Source organism: Ruminococcus sp., assembly GCF_019423705.1.
Lineage (GTDB): Bacteria > Bacillota > Clostridia > Oscillospirales > Ruminococcaceae > Hominimerdicola.
The window spans coordinates 146,181-161,347 of the sequence record NZ_JAHZAX010000002.1; the positions used below are offsets into that span (position 1 = coordinate 146,181).

Here is a 15,167-nt window from a genome sequence, read left to right on the forward strand (position 1 = left end):
TTATGATCTTTGGGCGTATTGTGCGTTTGTGCGTGTGTTTCAAAGATCAATATTGAGTATAAGTATTGGAGGATAAGAATAAAATGGGTAATGCTGACAATGTATTGTTCGACAATGACTCAAGAGTAGCACCTCTTGGTCTTATTGCTATGGCAGGCGCCAGCGAGCTTGGCAAAAAGGTTGACGGTTTTCTTACAAAGTGGGCTAACGAAAATGAGTTTGTAAAGGACAGTTTCCTTGTAGAAGCCGTTTGTCCTAGATTTTCTTCCGGCGACGGCAAGGGTCTTATCAAGTCTTCTATCAGAGGCGACGATCTGTTCATTCTCTGCGACGTTGGTAATTACAGCTGCACATATAATTATTTCGGCAGAGAGAATTGTATGTCACCTGACGATCACTATCAGGATCTTAAGAGGATCATTCAGGCAGCAGGCGGTAAGGCTCACAGAATAAACATCATTATGCCTTCACTTTACGGCGGCAGACAGCACAGAAGAAATTACAGAGAGTCTCTTGACTGTGCAGTTGCTCTTCAGGAGCTTCAGGCAATGGGCGTTTCAAATATCCTTACATTTGACGCACACGATCCAAGAGTACAGAACGCTGTTCCGCTTATGGGCGTTGACAACATTATCCCTTCTTATCAGGTGCTCAAGGCAATGTTCAAGAACCTTGACGATTTCAGACCTGACAAGGATCACTTTATGATAATCTCACCTGACGAGGGCGCTATAAACAGAAATATGTACTATGCTTCCGTTCTCGGCGTAAACCTCGGTATGTTCTATAAGAGAAGAGATTACTCAACTATCATCAACGGCAGAAATCCTATCGTGGCTCACGAGTATATGGGTAACGACGTTGCAGGCAAGGACGTTTTCATTGCCGACGATATCATTTCTTCCGGCGAGTCGATGCTCGACATCGCAGTTGAGCTCAAGAAGCGCAACGCTAACAAGATCTACTGCTATGCTACTTATCCTATCTTCACGAATGGTCTTGAGTCATTCAACAAGGCTTATGCTGACGGCATAATCGACGGCGTATTCGGCACAAACCTCACATACAGAACACCTGAGCTGCTTTCAAGCCCTTGGTTCTATGAAGTTGACTGCGCTAAGTACATCGCATACTTCATCGCTTCCCTCAATCATGACAAGTCGATCTCACAGGTCATCGACCCACACACAAAGATCGAAGCGCTTCTCAAGAAGTACGGCATCAAGTAAATCAAAATACAAAGATCGGGACGGCTGCTCGCCCCGATCTCTTCATATAAGGTGGTAAATAGAATGATCTTTGCGGGAATAGTTGCAGGGGGCTGCGGCTCACGAATGACCTGCGCACAGATACCAAAACAGTTTATCGATATCGGCGGCGTGCCGATTATAATCAGAACGTTGAAAAGCTTTTTAAAAGTCCGTGAGATCGACGCCGTTTATATCGGCATAAAGTCCGACTGGCACGACTATATGGACGAGCTGCTCGTCAAGTTCGATATTGACGCAAAGCGTGTAAAAGTCATAGACGGCGGCGCAGACAGGAATGGTACTGTTATGAATATTGCACAAGCGCTGACAGACGATTTTGGAAAGCGTTATGAGGACATTATCCTCACCCACGATGCCGTGCGTCCTTTCGTGTCTAAGCAGATTATAAGAGACAATATCTCAGCGGCAATGGAGCACAGCGCTTGCGGAACGTATCTTCCGGCTGTTGACACTATTGTGAAGTCCCAAGGTGAAACAGTTGATGGGGTGCTCAACAGAAGCGAGCTTTATCAAGCGCAAACGCCGCAGACATTCAAGCTTTGCGAGCTGAGACAGAATTATGACAGCCTTGACGATAACCAAAAATCGGCGCTGACGGACACCTGTTCGGTGTTCACGGCCTGCGGTAAGGATATCCACATCGTCAAAGGCGATGTGCTCAATTTCAAGATAACGACTGACAATGACCTTGTGCTTGCCAACGCTGTTGCAAAGGAAATAAGATGATAATAGAAAAAGACGGCTCTGAATGGTTCAGAACCGTCTTTTTTTGCTTGGAACTTAGTCCTCGCAACCCTTCATATATTCTACAAACTGCTTTGCAACACGAGGCGAACGTCCTGCTCTTGAAAGGGCGTAAGCTTCCGCTTTCTGAAGGACCTCGTCCATTGGTGTTTTAAGCTCATACTGTTTTGCAAGCTTTTCAACGACGTCAAGATAAATTTTCTTGTCAGGCTTCTGATATGTAACAGTAAGACCAAATCTGTCCGAAAGTGAAAGAAGCTCCTGCATCGTGTCCTTAAAGTGGATCTCATCGCCCTCACGGGAGGAGAATGTTTCACGAACAAGGTGACGTCTGTTGGACGTTGCGTAAATGCAGAGGTTGTCCGCAGTTGATGAAACACTTCCCTCGAGGATAGCCTTGAGAGCTGCAAAATCGTCATCGTCCTCTGTGAATGAAAGATCGTCAATAAAAATGATGAACTTGAGCGGGTTCTTGCTGATAGTTTCAACGATAGCTGGAATTTCGTGGAGCTGCTTTTTCTTGAGCTCGATAAGTCTCAGACCCTTGCAGGCGTACTCGTTTGCGATAGCCTTGACTGTTGATGATTTACCTGTACCGCAGTCGCCATAAAGCAAAACATTGTTTGCAGGCTTGCCCTTGAGGAGCGCAAGAGTGTTATTGATAACTTCCTGTCTCTCTCTTTCGTAATTGTGCAGATCAGATATCTTGATATCGTCCGGATACTCAACAGGAACTATCTTGCCGTCCTTGATAACAAAAACGTGATACTGCGAGTAGATACCATAACCATACTGGTTGATAGCGTGTATTCTATCGGCATATATCTGCGAGAAGTCAAGCTTTTCAACGGCATATCTAGGCAGGAAGCCGTCATAGTCTATCTTGTCGATTATCTCTTCACAAGGTATCTGCGAAAGCTCTTCGATTATAGCAAGCTCATTAGCGAGGCATTCATCAAGCAAAGCGCCTGTTTCCTTGCCTTCGCCTTTTTTGAGCATAAAAAGATTTTCGTTTTCAAGCACAAGCTTCAGAATATATTGTGTGAGGTTGTCAGAATAAGCAAAGAGTTCAGCCACAAAATCTGAATACTTTTCGATAGCGACTGCGCTGTCGCCCTCACAAGCATCGATAGCTTCAAGAAGCTTTTTGAATACGGGAACATTGTGCAGACTTTTGAATATAACAAGTGTATGCGCCTGCTTTTGAAGTGTCTTAAAATCGTGCATTATAAACACGCCTTTCTTTATTTTGGTTTAAGTTTTATTATATATCAATTTGCCTTGATAGTCAACATAAATTTTGCACGATTTTAACAAAATCGACACCGACTTTTTGTTGCTTAAAACAAAACAAAAAGCTGTTCATATGATTTACTTTGATGAGAAAAAGTGATATAATTATCATATGATAAATTTGAAATCTGAATATAAAGGAGCATAAATATGACAGATAAAAACAGATCAATAATCAACATCGGCAATATGGGCTATATGTCAAGAGTTTTTGAGAAGATCGAAAAGGAAAACAAGCTGAATATCGTTTACCTCGGCGGCTCTATCACAATGGGTTGCAATGCCACAAAGGAGGAGCTTCGCTATGCGAACCGCTCTGCAAAGTGGTGGACGAACAACTTCCCTGACGCAGAGGTGGAGTTCTTCAACGCTGGTATCGGCGCAACAACGTCACAATTCGGCTGCGCAAGAGCAGACGATCACGTCCTCAGCCGTGACCCCGACCTTGTGTTCGTTGAGTTCTCGGTCAATGACGATAATACTCCCCTGTTTCAAGAGACATACGAAAGCCTTATAAGAAAGCTTTTAAAGCACGAAAGCGTCAAGGCTGTTGTGCTTATCAACAATCTTTTCTATGACACAGGTGCTAACGCACAGGGAATCCACAATAACATCGGACTGCTTTATGATCTGCCAATAGTCAGCGTGAGAAATTATATCTATCCCGAAATACAGCTTGGCAACGTTCATCTCAGCGATTACACGGCGGATATGCTTCACCCCTCCGACCTTGGTCACAAGATGATAGCTGACCTTATTATGAATCTGCTTGACGCTGAGTATACTTATTACAAAAAGCTTGGCGTATCAGACAAACCAAAGCTCCCTAATGCTTTCACAGCCTGCCGCTATCAGGACGCACAGCGCTTTCAAAATTACAACTGTACCCCTGTTATGGAAGGCTTCACAGCCGACACCCATAAGGCTGACCAATGGAGCAACCCATTTAAGGATGGCTGGACAGCTCACGACAAAGGCAGTAAGATAGTATTCAAGGTCACAGGCGGAATAATTATGCTTCAATGGAAGCGCACTACAAACCAGCCTGCACCGATCGCATATGCAATTATCGACGGCGATGAACAGAACAAAGTGCTTCTTGACGCAAATTTTGAAGAGACTTGGGGCGATCTCTGTGCACTCACCACAATATATGAAAGCGAAAACAAGGGCGAGCATACAGTTGACATTATTGTGGATAAAGAGGGAAAAGCAGACAGTGATTTTATGGTAATATCCGTGATCGGCGCAAATAAATAATATATTTTAAGAAAAATCTCATTCAACCTATTGACATTGTAATTTAACGAATGTATAATATTTATATAATAATATTAACGGAGGGTCACTTATGAACGATTTTCTTAAAATTGCCGATAAGGTGTTCAAGCCTGTTGTAACTATCGCAGGAATTATTCTTGGTCTTGCTGTTACATATGGCGCCGGAAGCTACCTTTCATTCGCTAGTGTAGCTTACGGCGGTTTCTACACATTTATTTATGTATTGCTCTGGATAGCATTTATCGTACTTATCATTTGCGGAGTTTACGCACTCTTCAAAAAGTACGCAGCTGCCGTTCCACAGCAGACAAACAACAATGTGCAGTCAGCTGCTCCTGCACAGGCTCAGCCACAGAACAACGGCGCTACATACTGCCCTACTTGCGGCGGAAGCGTTCCAGCAGGCAATCAGTTCTGCCCTAACTGCGGCAACAAGATAAATCAGTAATAGCTAACAGCATAAAAAAATCCCCGATGAGCACAAAGCTTATCGGGGATTTTTTTGCGTATCTGGTTATAAAAACAGTAACGCCGTGACGAAAATATCCGTCACGGCGAATAACTGGTGAGCTATCGGGGATTCGAACCCCGGACCCTTTGATTAAAAGTCAAATGCTCTGCCGACTGAGCTAATAACTCATATCGTCTCACAACGACTTAATTATTATACCAATTTTTTATGAGTTTGTCAAGGGGTTTTGAAATATTTTTTCGATTTTTCCAAACTGCACATATTATAGTAAAATAGCTGTGAGAACTTGTGATATAAATAACAAAAATGCGGCCGAAATAAAGCTCTCGACCACATTATGTTAACAGTATGAACCAACCTATTATCTTGTTACGTTAAAAGCCTTGATACCTGGGTAAACTGCGCTGTCGCCAAGCTCTTCTTCAATTCTGAGAAGCTGATTGTACTTTGCAACACGCTCGCTTCTGCTTGGTGCGCCTGTCTTGATCTGGCAAGTGTTAAGTGCAACAGCAAGGTCAGCGATAGTTGTATCAGCAGTTTCACCCGAACGGTGTGAAGAAATTGCTGTGTAACCAGCCTTGTGAGCCATCTTGATAGCTTCAAGTGTCTCAGATACAGAACCGATCTGATTGAGCTTGATAAGGATAGAGTTGCCGCAGCCGAGCTCGATACCCTTTGCAAGTCTCTCTGTGTTTGTTACGAAGAGATCGTCGCCAACGAGCTGTACCTTGCCGCCAAGCTCCTTAGTAAGAAGCTGCCAGCCTTCCCAGTCTTCTTCATCAAGTGCGTCCTCAATAGAGATGATAGGATACTTCTCAACAAGCTTCTTCCAATGCTCGATAAGCTCTGCTGATGTGAACTTTGTGCCAGCCTTTGGCAGAACATATTCACCCTTCTGTGAACCCTTCCATTCGCTTGAAGCAGCGTCCATTGCGATCATAAAGTCCTTGCCCGGTTCATAACCTGCGTTCTTTACAGCCTCGAGGATATACTGTATAGCCTCTTCATCGCTTGCAAGGTCAGGAGCAAAGCCGCCCTCATCACCGACAGATGTTGCAAGACCCTTTGACTTGAGCAGAGCTGCAAGTGCGTGGAAAACTTCTGCGCACCAACGAAGTGCTTCCTTGAAGCTTGGTGCGCCAACTGGCATGATCATAAATTCCTGTACGTCAACTGTATTTGCAGCGTGTGCACCGCCATTAAGAATGTTCATCATTGGAACTGGAAGTCTGTTTCCGGAAATGCCGCCAAGGAATCTATAAAGCGGGATATCAAGAGAGATAGAAGCTGCTCTTGCACTTGCGATAGATACAGCAAGGATAGCGTTTGCGCCAAGCTTTGACTTATCCTTTGTGCCGTCAGCCTTGATCATTGCGTTATCAATAGCATAAATGTCAGAAGCGTCCATTCCGCAGATAGTTTCGTTGATAACTGTGTTGATGTTCTCTACAGCCTTTGTTACGCCCTTACCACAATATCTGCCCTTGTCGCCGTCACGAAGCTCAAGGGCTTCAAACTCACCTGTGGAAGCGCCGCTTGGAGCTGTGCCTCTGCCTACTGTTCCGTCTGCAAGATATACTTCAGCTTCAACTGTTGGATTTCCTCTGGAGTCCAGAATTTCACGTCCTACTACTTTTACGATCTCAAGATAGTTCATAATATTAAGCTCCTTTTTGATAATTATGCAGACTGACCCGAACGCACAACCATTCGGGCAGATAACATTTCGCTCATTGTTATCAAGAGAAGTCTGCAATGATTTATTCTCGCAGTTAGTGTATACTAACCTATTTAATATTAGCACATTTATATCGGCCTGTCAATCTTGGTTAGATGTTTCTAACTTATTTTATATACCTGCACAAAACTGATCTCTTATAATACTTATCTTGATAACAATTTCAACAATCTGTTAGATAAAGTAAACTGTATGATAATAGCATAAACAAAAAGCAGGCAACTATTCACGCCGCCTGCTCGAATGTACTTTATTATTCAAATTTTTACCGCTGACCCATTTCAAGATAAAACTGCTTCTCGATGAGTTTTGCCCTGTTCGCCTTGCTGACAGGCAGGATAAGACCGTTTCTAAGCTCTACGTGGTCGGCACAGAAGCTTTCAACATAGCCGAGATTTACGATAAACGACTGATGTATCCTGCAAAATCGTGTGTCCTTGATATTGTTCTCAAGGTTCTCCATCGTGCTGTAAAACTTGTATTCCTTATCAGCTGTGTGGAGATACATAAGCCGTTTTTCGTTCTCAAAATAAATTATATCGTCATAGCTGAACTTGAATTTCTTGCGCATATACTTGAATGTGAACGCCCTGTTGTCATTATAATACACACGGATATACTTGCTCAGCACCTCGTCAACTGCCTCATAGGTGATAGGCTTGACGAGAAAATTCATAACATCGTGCTTGAAAAGCTCATTGGCATAAGACGATATTGCCGACACAAACACAATGCGCATTTGCTCGTTGCCCATTTCATTTCGCAGAAAATTCACCGCTTCAATGCCGTTCATATCACCAAGCTCGATATCCATAAAAAGCAGGTCGAAATCTTCGCCACGCTTCATGTCCTCGCAGAAACGTTCCGCAGTATAATATGTAGAAACATCAAGCTTTATACCCTTGCTGTTTGCAGAGCGGTTCAGATAGCCGTCAAGCTGTGAACAAAAGGCATTGATATCGTCAACTATTGCTATTCTAATCACTTAATATCCCTCCGATACTACAATTATAGCAAATATCTGCAATAAAATCAATAAATTTTCTAGTACAAAAATTCTACATTTTATGACATCAATTCTAGGCTTATTGACATATCATTGCGGTTGTATTATACTAAAAGCATAGAAAATCAGAGAAATGAGTGATCTTATGTTTTTTAATCTTCCAACGAAAATGTATCACGAGCATAACTGTGTTTCGGCTCACGCTGATGAGCTCTGCTCACTTGGCACAAAGGCTCTTATCATCACGGGTCAGAGTTCATCTAAAAAGAATGGCTCTCTTGAGGACGTAACAGCCGCTCTTGACGGACACAAAATCGCCTATGCTATTTTTGATAAGATAGAGGAAAATCCTTCCGTCGAAACTGTTATCGCCGCCGCAATTTTCGGCATATCGGAAAAAGCAGACTTTGTTATCGGCATTGGCGGAGGTTCGCCATTGGACGCTTCAAAGGCTGTTGCTTTGCTTATAGCAAACGGCGTTTTTGATAAAGACTTTCTTTACACAACAAATAAAAACGCCCCTCACCTACCCGTTGCCGCTGTTCCGACCACTTGCGGAACAGGTTCAGAGGTAACAGGCGTATCAGTTCTCACCCTTCACGAGGATCACACAAAGAAGTCTATCGCACATCAGATATTCCCCGATATAGCACTTGTTGACAGCAAATATCTTAAAACTGCGCCAAAGTCCGTCCTCATAAGCACGGCTCTTGACGCTTTGGCTCACCTTTGTGAAAGTTATCTGCACGTTAAGGCTGACGCTTACAGCCATATGAGCGCCGAAAAAGGTCTCTCAGTATGGGGCGGCGTTAAACAGGCGCTACTTGACGGCGAATTTTCCGACGACACACTTGACAAACTTATGGCAGCTTCTGTTATGGCAGGCATTTCCATACGTCTAACAGGAACTTCCCTGCCCCACGGTCTCAGCTATCGTGTGACGTATGAATGCAAAATGGTGCACGGAAAAGCCTGTGCAGTATTTCTGCCGGCATTTATCGACAATGCACCCGATGAGTACAAGCACAGGATACTTGAACTGCTTGGCTTTGAGCGTTTCTCTGATCTGAAACGATTTGTTGAAACCCTCTGCGCCGACTGCGAGATACCGCAGGATATTTTAGAGCTTTCCATAGCCGATATGCTGAAAAACAAGACAAAGCTTGCAAGCGCCTGCTATCCTATTGATGAGAATATGCTTAGAAAGATCACCGAAGATTACTGCTAAAAAACACCTCCGACAGAGAATTTCCGTCGGAGGTGTTTTTTATTCCTTGATAAACACGGCAGTCGAGCCATCGATCTTTAGCTTTCCGCCGTCAATAACAGCATTTCCTCCAACCTTATAAGTGATATCGCCGCTGACGTCAAGCTTTGCGCTCTGAGCGGACGGGTTGATCGCTACGATAAAGCTTTCGCTGTCGTCCTTACGCCTGTAAACGAGGGGATATCCGTCAGAGATAAACTCGATCTCACCCTTGCTTTGAAGCGCCGTGTGAGCCATTCTGAACTTGATAAGGCGCTTTACCTCGCTTCTCAGAGAGTTTTCGTCCTGCGACTGGCTTTCAGCGTCGGGACGATCAGCTGCGCTGTCCTGCTGGATATAGAGCTTTTCCTTTGAAGCGGACGAGAAACCGGCATTGAGGCTCTTATCCCATTGCATTGGCGAACGTGAACCTGTTCTGCCATAACCGCCTTCAACTGAGGTCAGCCCCTCAACATATCGCATACCGATCTCATCGCCATAATAGATGAACGGAGCGCCCGGCATTGAAAGCAGGAATGCAAAAGCGATCTTCATTTCATCTTGGTCAAGATTTCTCGCAAGCCTGTCCATATCGTGGTTGCCCGATGGGATACAAATAAGACCTTTGCCGTCTGTTTTGCCGTAATTTGTCTTATAAGCCGCTACAAATTCCTTTGCCGAGCCCTTGCCACGCTTTGAGAAATAAGGCTCTTCACATCTGAAAAGATCGTTGTAATGAGAAGGGCCGAAGTGCAGCAAAAAGTCCATATGGAAACCGCCGATTATGGACTTGTCAGGCTCGCCCCACTCTGATACCATTGCGGCGTGTGGAAACTCCTCATCAAGAAATTCTCTCACATTCTGCCAAAGTGCGATAGTACCCTTGCTGTCCTCATCATTCTTTACAAGCGAACCCGCCATATCAACACGGAAACCGTCGCAGCCTGCTGAAAGCCAAAAGCGCATAATATCTTTGAGTGCTTCAATGGTAGCTTTAGGGCCCTCGGCGTCCATTGGCTGCTGCCATTTTTTGTTCGGGTCTGGCTTATAGAAACCGTAATTCAGCGCTGGCTGATGGGAGAAAAAGTTTACAGCGCAAGAGCCGTCTCTGTCAGAAATGCCACGAATACAGCCCATACCCTGCGGCTCTTCCCAAATGCAATTCGTCCACACATAACGGTCGGTGAACTCGTTGCGCTCAGCTTTCATCGACTCTTTGAACCACTTGTGTGTCACCGCCGTATGACCCGGCACAAGGTCAAGAATAACGTGCATACCACGCTTGTGTGCTTCATTGAACAGATCGACCAGGTCCTGATTTGTGCCGTATCTAGGCGCAACTGTGTAATAATCCTCGACGTCATAACCAGCGTCACCAAAAGGCGACATAAAGCAAGGATTTATCCATATCGCCGTACAGCCAAGCTCTTGGATATAGTCAAGCTTTTCAATAATGCCCTTGATATCGCCGATTCCGTCGGCGTTGGTGTCATTAAATGACTGTGGGTAGATCTCGTAAAATACTGCGTTATCGAGCCATTCGGGCTGTTTTGTCATAATAATTCCTCCTAATAAAACTATGATTTTTATACGATATTTCTATACTGTGTCGGCGTCTTGCCAAACTGCATTTTAAAGCGCTTCATAAAGCCGTATTCGTTGGAATATCCGCACCGCTCAGCGATCTCTTTAATGCTCAGATTTGTGGTGATAAGAAGCTGCTTTGCACGCTCCATTCGGGCGTTGATGATATCGCTCATAATGTTCACGCCGAACAGTTTTTTGTACAAATGCTGGAAGCCAGAACGGCTCAATCCCATATTTTCCGCAAGGCTGTCAACGTCGGTGATATCCTCGGGCATTGCGTATATTGAGGATCTTAACTGCATAAAGCGGCTGTTGCGGTCTGTGACAATGCAAGAATCTGAATCGGCGTGACGGATAAGTCGGCTGAGTTTCAGCAGAAAGATCTCAAGATAGTGCTTCTCAATATCCTCGTGAAATTCTTTCAGCGATTGGTGCTCGTATGCGATAGAGCGGATAAGCTGTGAAAGCTCGTCGATATTGCCAAGATAAATAATCTCGTCCGAGGGTATGGCAAGTTCACCAAATTTCTGCTGCTCTTCTTTTTCATAGTTAAAATAAAGCCAATCGTCGGTATACACATCGCCCTGCGCATAATACTTTACAGGCGTATGGGGAGAAAGCAACACAAATGAGTTCTTGTTTACGGAATATTCCTTGCCGTCCACAATAAAAACTGACGGTTCTTTTATAAGCAGCATAAGAGGGCTTCCGGGTCCTTCGGGACAATCCATAACAAAGTCTTTCTTGTGCTGATAATTATAGCCGATAGCTCCAACGATCATAGTGCTTCTCCTCAAACTTATTTGTAATAATTGTACCACACAATACCGACGCTGTCAACGTAATAGACACAAAAAACAGCCCCGAGCTGTTGCTCAGGACTGTTATAAATATCCTATCTTTCCTCACGGAAATAGTTCACGCCGCAGGAAGCAGGCTGTGAACGCCCTCTCGATTTCTTGACGGACGTGATGATAAGCACCAGCGCCGTTACAAGATACGGGAGCATATCGAAAAATGATTCCGGAACTGTAAAGCCGATATTTTTTGGGAAATAATATTTGAGCACCATAAACGCACCAAAGATATATGCGCCGTAGATAGCTCTTGCAGGATTCCAAACAGCGAAGATAACAAGTGCAACAGCTATCCAGCCGAGGCCGTTTACGCTGTTTGCCATCCAAACACCGCCGTTTATTACCATTGAACAGAACGCACCGCCGATTCCGCAGATACCGCCGCCGATAAGCACGTTTATGTACTTATACTTCACAACGTTGATACCAACAGCGTCCGCAACGGCTGGGTTTTCACCGATAGTTCTAAGATTAAGACCTACCTTTGTCTTTTTCAGGTAAATGAACATTATCACAGCGATAACGATACTGAGATATGTGAACACGTTCTGATTAAAGATAACATCGCCGATTATCGGGATATCGCCAAGAAGGGGTATCTTGACGTCCTTCAGCGCTTTCATAACGCCGTCTGAAAGTTTGAGGTTACCTGTTGGCGAAGCTGTTATCATCTGCTCGCCAATGAAGTTTGAAAGACCTGTACCGAATATGGTAAGGGTAAGACCCGTTACGTTCTGATTTGCCATCATCGTAATTGTGAGAAAAGCGTATACCAGCGACACAAGCACGCCCATAAGGAACGCCATTATTATCGCAAGGGCAAGGCTGCCCGTCTTGTACGCTGTTATAAAGCCTGTGCAAGCGCCCATTGCCATCGTGCCCTCAACGCCAAGGTTAAGGTGGCCAGACTTCTCGTTCTGTATCTCGCCGACTGTACCGAAAAGCAGAGGCGTGCCCATATAAACTGCGTGAGCTAAAAATGAAACAAATCTATCCATTTTGTTTGCCTCCTCTTCTTACAAATTTATATCTAATAAAGAACTCGCAGCCCAGAACAAAGAACAGAATTATTCCCTGCAAAACAGGCGAGCAATATGGTGAAAGCGAGAATTCGGAAGATACCACCGTGCTTCCCTTTTCAAGAACTGAGAACAGGAATGACACGATAAGGATACCGAACGGATTAAGGTTTGCAAGCCAAGCAACGATTATCGCCGTAAAGCCCACGCCGCCTGCAACGGAAGTTGAAAGGGTGTGTTCTGTTCCTGTTGCCTGCACCATTCCTGCGATACCGCAGATGGCACCGCTGAGGAACATCGTTCTTATCATAATCTTGCTAGGGCTCATTCCTGCGTATCTTGCAGTTGCGTGGCTGTCAGAAACTACCGTTATCTCATAGCCCTGCTTTGTGAATTTTAGATAAATGAACACAAAAACCACAAGGATAAGTCCGATAAGCCAGCCGATCTGTATTCCACCAAGTGAGTCTAGCCAAGCATTGAGGTCGAAGGTTGCGATCTTTGGATAGCCCTTTGACTCGGGGTCTTGCCAAGCACCCTTTGTCAGCCAGTCGATAACGTAAAGGGCTATGTAGTTGAGCATAAGGGTCAACAGCGTTTCGTTTGTGTCAAATTTTGCCTTGAAGAATGCCGGTATAATGCCGTAAAGTCCGCCGCCGATCATTGCCGCAACGAACATCAGAATAAACAGCAGATAGTGCGGCAGATCATAATGATAAAGTGCGAAATATGAAGCGAACACGCCGCCCATAATTATCTGTCCCTCAGCGCCGATATTCCAAAATTTCATCTTGAACGCCAGCGTGATACCAAGTGAGGATATCAGCAGAGGTATCATAATTTTTATTGTCTCACGGAATGGCATAAGCGGGTCGGCGGCGTTTCTGCCGATAAATGCGCCACGAACCATTTTGCCGTAATATGAGATCGGATTCTTGCCAAGGATAAGGATGAAGATACCGCCTGCGCATATCGCAAGCACAACCGAAAGCAGTCTTATGATAAGCTTCTGCTTATTTGAACGCTCTGCCCTCTTTGCGATACGCAGAAGCGGTTCTTTTTTTGCTGTGTTAGCCATTGCCCAGCACCTCCTCCATTGTTGCGCCTGTCATCATTCGGCCGACCTGTTCTTTTGTCACCGATTTTGCGTCGCAGATACCTGTGATCTTGCCGTGACAAAGCACCATAATCCTGTCGCAAAGTTCAAGAAGTACGTCAAGATCTTCGCCGATGAACAGCACCGCCGTATTTTTCTTTTTCTGCTCATTGAGCAGCGAATAGATCATATACGATGAATTGATGTCAAGACCTCTTACTGGATAAGCCGTGATAAGCAGGTCAGGCTGACTATGTATCTCTCGACCAAGCAGAACTTTCTGAACGTTACCACCCGAAAGCATTCTTACAGGCAGCTCAGTTGACGGTGTCTTGATCTCAAGCTGCTCGATAAGCTCTTTTGAAAGCGCCTTTGCAGGCTTTCTGTCAACAAAGCAAAGCTTGCCCTCTTTATAGGTTTTCAGCAGCATATTGTCAGTCATTCCCACCGAGGCGATAAGACCCATTCCAAGTCTGTCCTCCGGGATAAAGCTCATACTGATACCGAGATTGATGATCTCTTTTGGGTTCTTGCCGATGATATTTTCCTTATTGTAAAGCACGGCGCCCTTTTCGATCTTCTGAAGTCCTGCGATAGTCTCACAAAGCTCTTTTTGACCGCTGCCTGCAATGCCTGCAACGCCAAGTATCTCGCCACGATTGATAACAAAGCTAACATCGTCAAGTGCAATGCTGCCGGCTGAGTTCTTTACAGTCAGATCAACAACATTGAGTATGGGCTTAACGTCAACAGGCTCCGGTCTGTCAATGGCAAGCTCAACAGCTTTACCCACCATAAGCTCAGTAAGCTGGTGCTCGCTGCTCTCGGCGGTGATTACAGTTTCAACGCTTTGTCCTTTTCTGAGGATAGTCACACGGTCGGAGATATCCATAACCTCGCCCAACTTGTGGGTGATAATGATTATAGCACAGCCCTGCTCTTTCATCTTTCTGAGAATATTGAACAGCTTGTCAGTTTCCTGCGGCGTAAGAACGGCCGTCGGCTCGTCAAGAATAAGTATCTTTGCGCCCCTGTAAAGGACTTTAAGTATCTCGACAGTCTGCTTTTCGCTGACGGACATATTGTAGACCTTTTTGTCTGGGTCGACTTCAAGGCCAAGCTGCTCTGATATCTTTTTTATCTCGTTTCTGACAGCACCCTTGCTTTTGAGCTTGCCCTTTGTGCCTGCCACGATATTATCGGCGGCGGAGAAAACCTCAACAAGCTTGAAATGCTGATGTATCATACCAATACCAAGTGCGATAGAGTCCTTCGGGGAATTTATTGACGCAGGCTTGCCCGAGATGTAAATGCTGCCCTTATCGGGATGATAGATACCCGAGAGCATATTCATAAGTGTGGTCTTGCCCGAACCGTTTTCGCCAAGAAGCGCAAGTATCTCGCCGTATTTTACTTCGAGATTGATGTTATCATTTGCGACAACACTTCCGAACACTTTGGTTATCCCGCTGCATTTTACTGCGATATCCGCAGATATTGCTTCACTCATATGTTCAGCTCCTTTTTATACTTCATTTTTTCTTCAATCAGAAACCG

The 15,167-nt window shown here is 44.7% G+C and carries 13 protein-coding genes and 1 tRNA gene; 5 read left to right on the top strand and 9 right to left on the bottom strand.

All coding sequences use genetic code 11. From position 1 onward, the window contains the following. The first annotated feature begins 83 nt into the window (after positions 1-83). Both QZ371_RS02295 and QZ371_RS02300 read left to right on the top strand, forming a co-directional pair. Positions 84-1,229: a ribose-phosphate pyrophosphokinase gene (locus QZ371_RS02295; RefSeq protein ID WP_295208575.1), complete on the top strand. Its 1,146-nt coding sequence runs from the start codon at positions 84-86 to the stop codon at positions 1,227-1,229. Between the two features lie 63 nt (positions 1,230-1,292). Next, complete coding sequence (locus QZ371_RS02300) at positions 1,293-1,997, top strand: 2-C-methyl-D-erythritol 4-phosphate cytidylyltransferase (RefSeq protein ID WP_295208578.1); 705 nt, start codon at positions 1,293-1,295, stop codon at positions 1,995-1,997. Positions 1,998-2,051: 54 nt separating this feature from the next. Here QZ371_RS02300 and QZ371_RS02305 read toward each other — a convergent pair whose 3' ends face one another. Then, positions 2,052-3,242 carry a DUF815 domain-containing protein gene (locus tag QZ371_RS02305; RefSeq protein ID WP_295208587.1) on the bottom strand — a complete coding sequence of 397 codons (1,191 nt, stop codon included), beginning with the start codon at positions 3,240-3,242 and terminating at the stop codon, positions 2,052-2,054. A 216-nt stretch (positions 3,243-3,458) separates the two neighbouring features. On the opposite strand from QZ371_RS02305, the gene QZ371_RS02310 reads away from it, so the two are divergent. Both QZ371_RS02310 and QZ371_RS02315 read left to right on the top strand, forming a co-directional pair. Further along, positions 3,459-4,568 (top strand): SGNH/GDSL hydrolase family protein, encoded by a 1,110-nt coding sequence (locus QZ371_RS02310; RefSeq protein WP_295208593.1) that lies wholly within the window; start codon positions 3,459-3,461, stop codon positions 4,566-4,568. Positions 4,569-4,659: 91 nt separating this feature from the next. Next, positions 4,660-5,037, top strand: coding sequence for a hypothetical protein (locus QZ371_RS02315; protein WP_295208595.1), 378 nt, complete (start codon positions 4,660-4,662; stop codon positions 5,035-5,037). A 115-nt stretch (positions 5,038-5,152) separates the two neighbouring features. On the opposite strand, the gene QZ371_RS02320 is transcribed toward QZ371_RS02315, so the two are convergent. The 3 genes from QZ371_RS02320 to QZ371_RS02330 form a co-directional block, all read right to left on the bottom strand. Further along, a tRNA-Lys gene (locus tag QZ371_RS02320) sits at positions 5,153-5,228 on the bottom strand. Between the two features lie 194 nt (positions 5,229-5,422). Continuing rightward, positions 5,423-6,718 (bottom strand): phosphopyruvate hydratase, encoded by a 1,296-nt coding sequence (gene eno / locus QZ371_RS02325; RefSeq protein WP_295209168.1) that lies wholly within the window; start codon positions 6,716-6,718, stop codon positions 5,423-5,425. A 346-nt stretch (positions 6,719-7,064) separates the two neighbouring features. Beyond that, the gene (locus QZ371_RS02330; protein ID WP_295208597.1) at positions 7,065-7,784 is read right to left on the bottom strand and encodes a LytTR family DNA-binding domain-containing protein; all 720 of its coding nucleotides are present in this window, start codon (positions 7,782-7,784) and stop codon (positions 7,065-7,067) included. Between the two features lie 166 nt (positions 7,785-7,950). On the opposite strand from QZ371_RS02330, the gene QZ371_RS02335 reads away from it, so the two are divergent. Continuing rightward, on the top strand, positions 7,951-9,033 hold the full coding sequence (locus tag QZ371_RS02335; RefSeq protein WP_295208598.1) for an iron-containing alcohol dehydrogenase family protein: 1,083 nt from the start codon (positions 7,951-7,953) through the stop codon (positions 9,031-9,033). Positions 9,034-9,072: 39 nt separating this feature from the next. On the opposite strand, the gene QZ371_RS02340 is transcribed toward QZ371_RS02335, so the two are convergent. The 5 genes from QZ371_RS02340 to QZ371_RS02360 all read right to left on the bottom strand — a co-directional run bounded on the left by QZ371_RS02340 (position 9,073) and on the right by QZ371_RS02360 (position 15,120). After that, entirely contained in the window at positions 9,073-10,608 is a 1,536-nt protein-coding gene (locus QZ371_RS02340; protein WP_295208601.1) for an alpha-amylase family glycosyl hydrolase, read from the bottom strand. Positions 10,609-10,637: 29 nt separating this feature from the next. Further along, a complete protein-coding gene (locus QZ371_RS02345) occupies positions 10,638-11,420 on the bottom strand; it encodes an AraC family transcriptional regulator (RefSeq protein WP_295208604.1) in 783 nt (260 codons plus the stop codon). A gap of 113 nt (positions 11,421-11,533) precedes the next feature. Beyond that, positions 11,534-12,493 (bottom strand): ABC transporter permease, encoded by a 960-nt coding sequence (locus QZ371_RS02350; protein WP_295208606.1) that lies wholly within the window; start codon positions 12,491-12,493, stop codon positions 11,534-11,536. Further along, positions 12,486-13,592: an ABC transporter permease gene (locus QZ371_RS02355; protein ID WP_295208611.1), complete on the bottom strand. Its 1,107-nt coding sequence runs from the start codon at positions 13,590-13,592 to the stop codon at positions 12,486-12,488. Before QZ371_RS02355 ends, QZ371_RS02350 begins: the two co-directional genes overlap by 8 nt. Next, on the bottom strand, positions 13,585-15,120 hold the full coding sequence (locus QZ371_RS02360; RefSeq protein ID WP_295208614.1) for an ABC transporter ATP-binding protein: 1,536 nt from the start codon (positions 15,118-15,120) through the stop codon (positions 13,585-13,587). Before QZ371_RS02360 ends, QZ371_RS02355 begins: the two co-directional genes overlap by 8 nt. Positions 15,121-15,167: the final 47 nt, after the last annotated feature.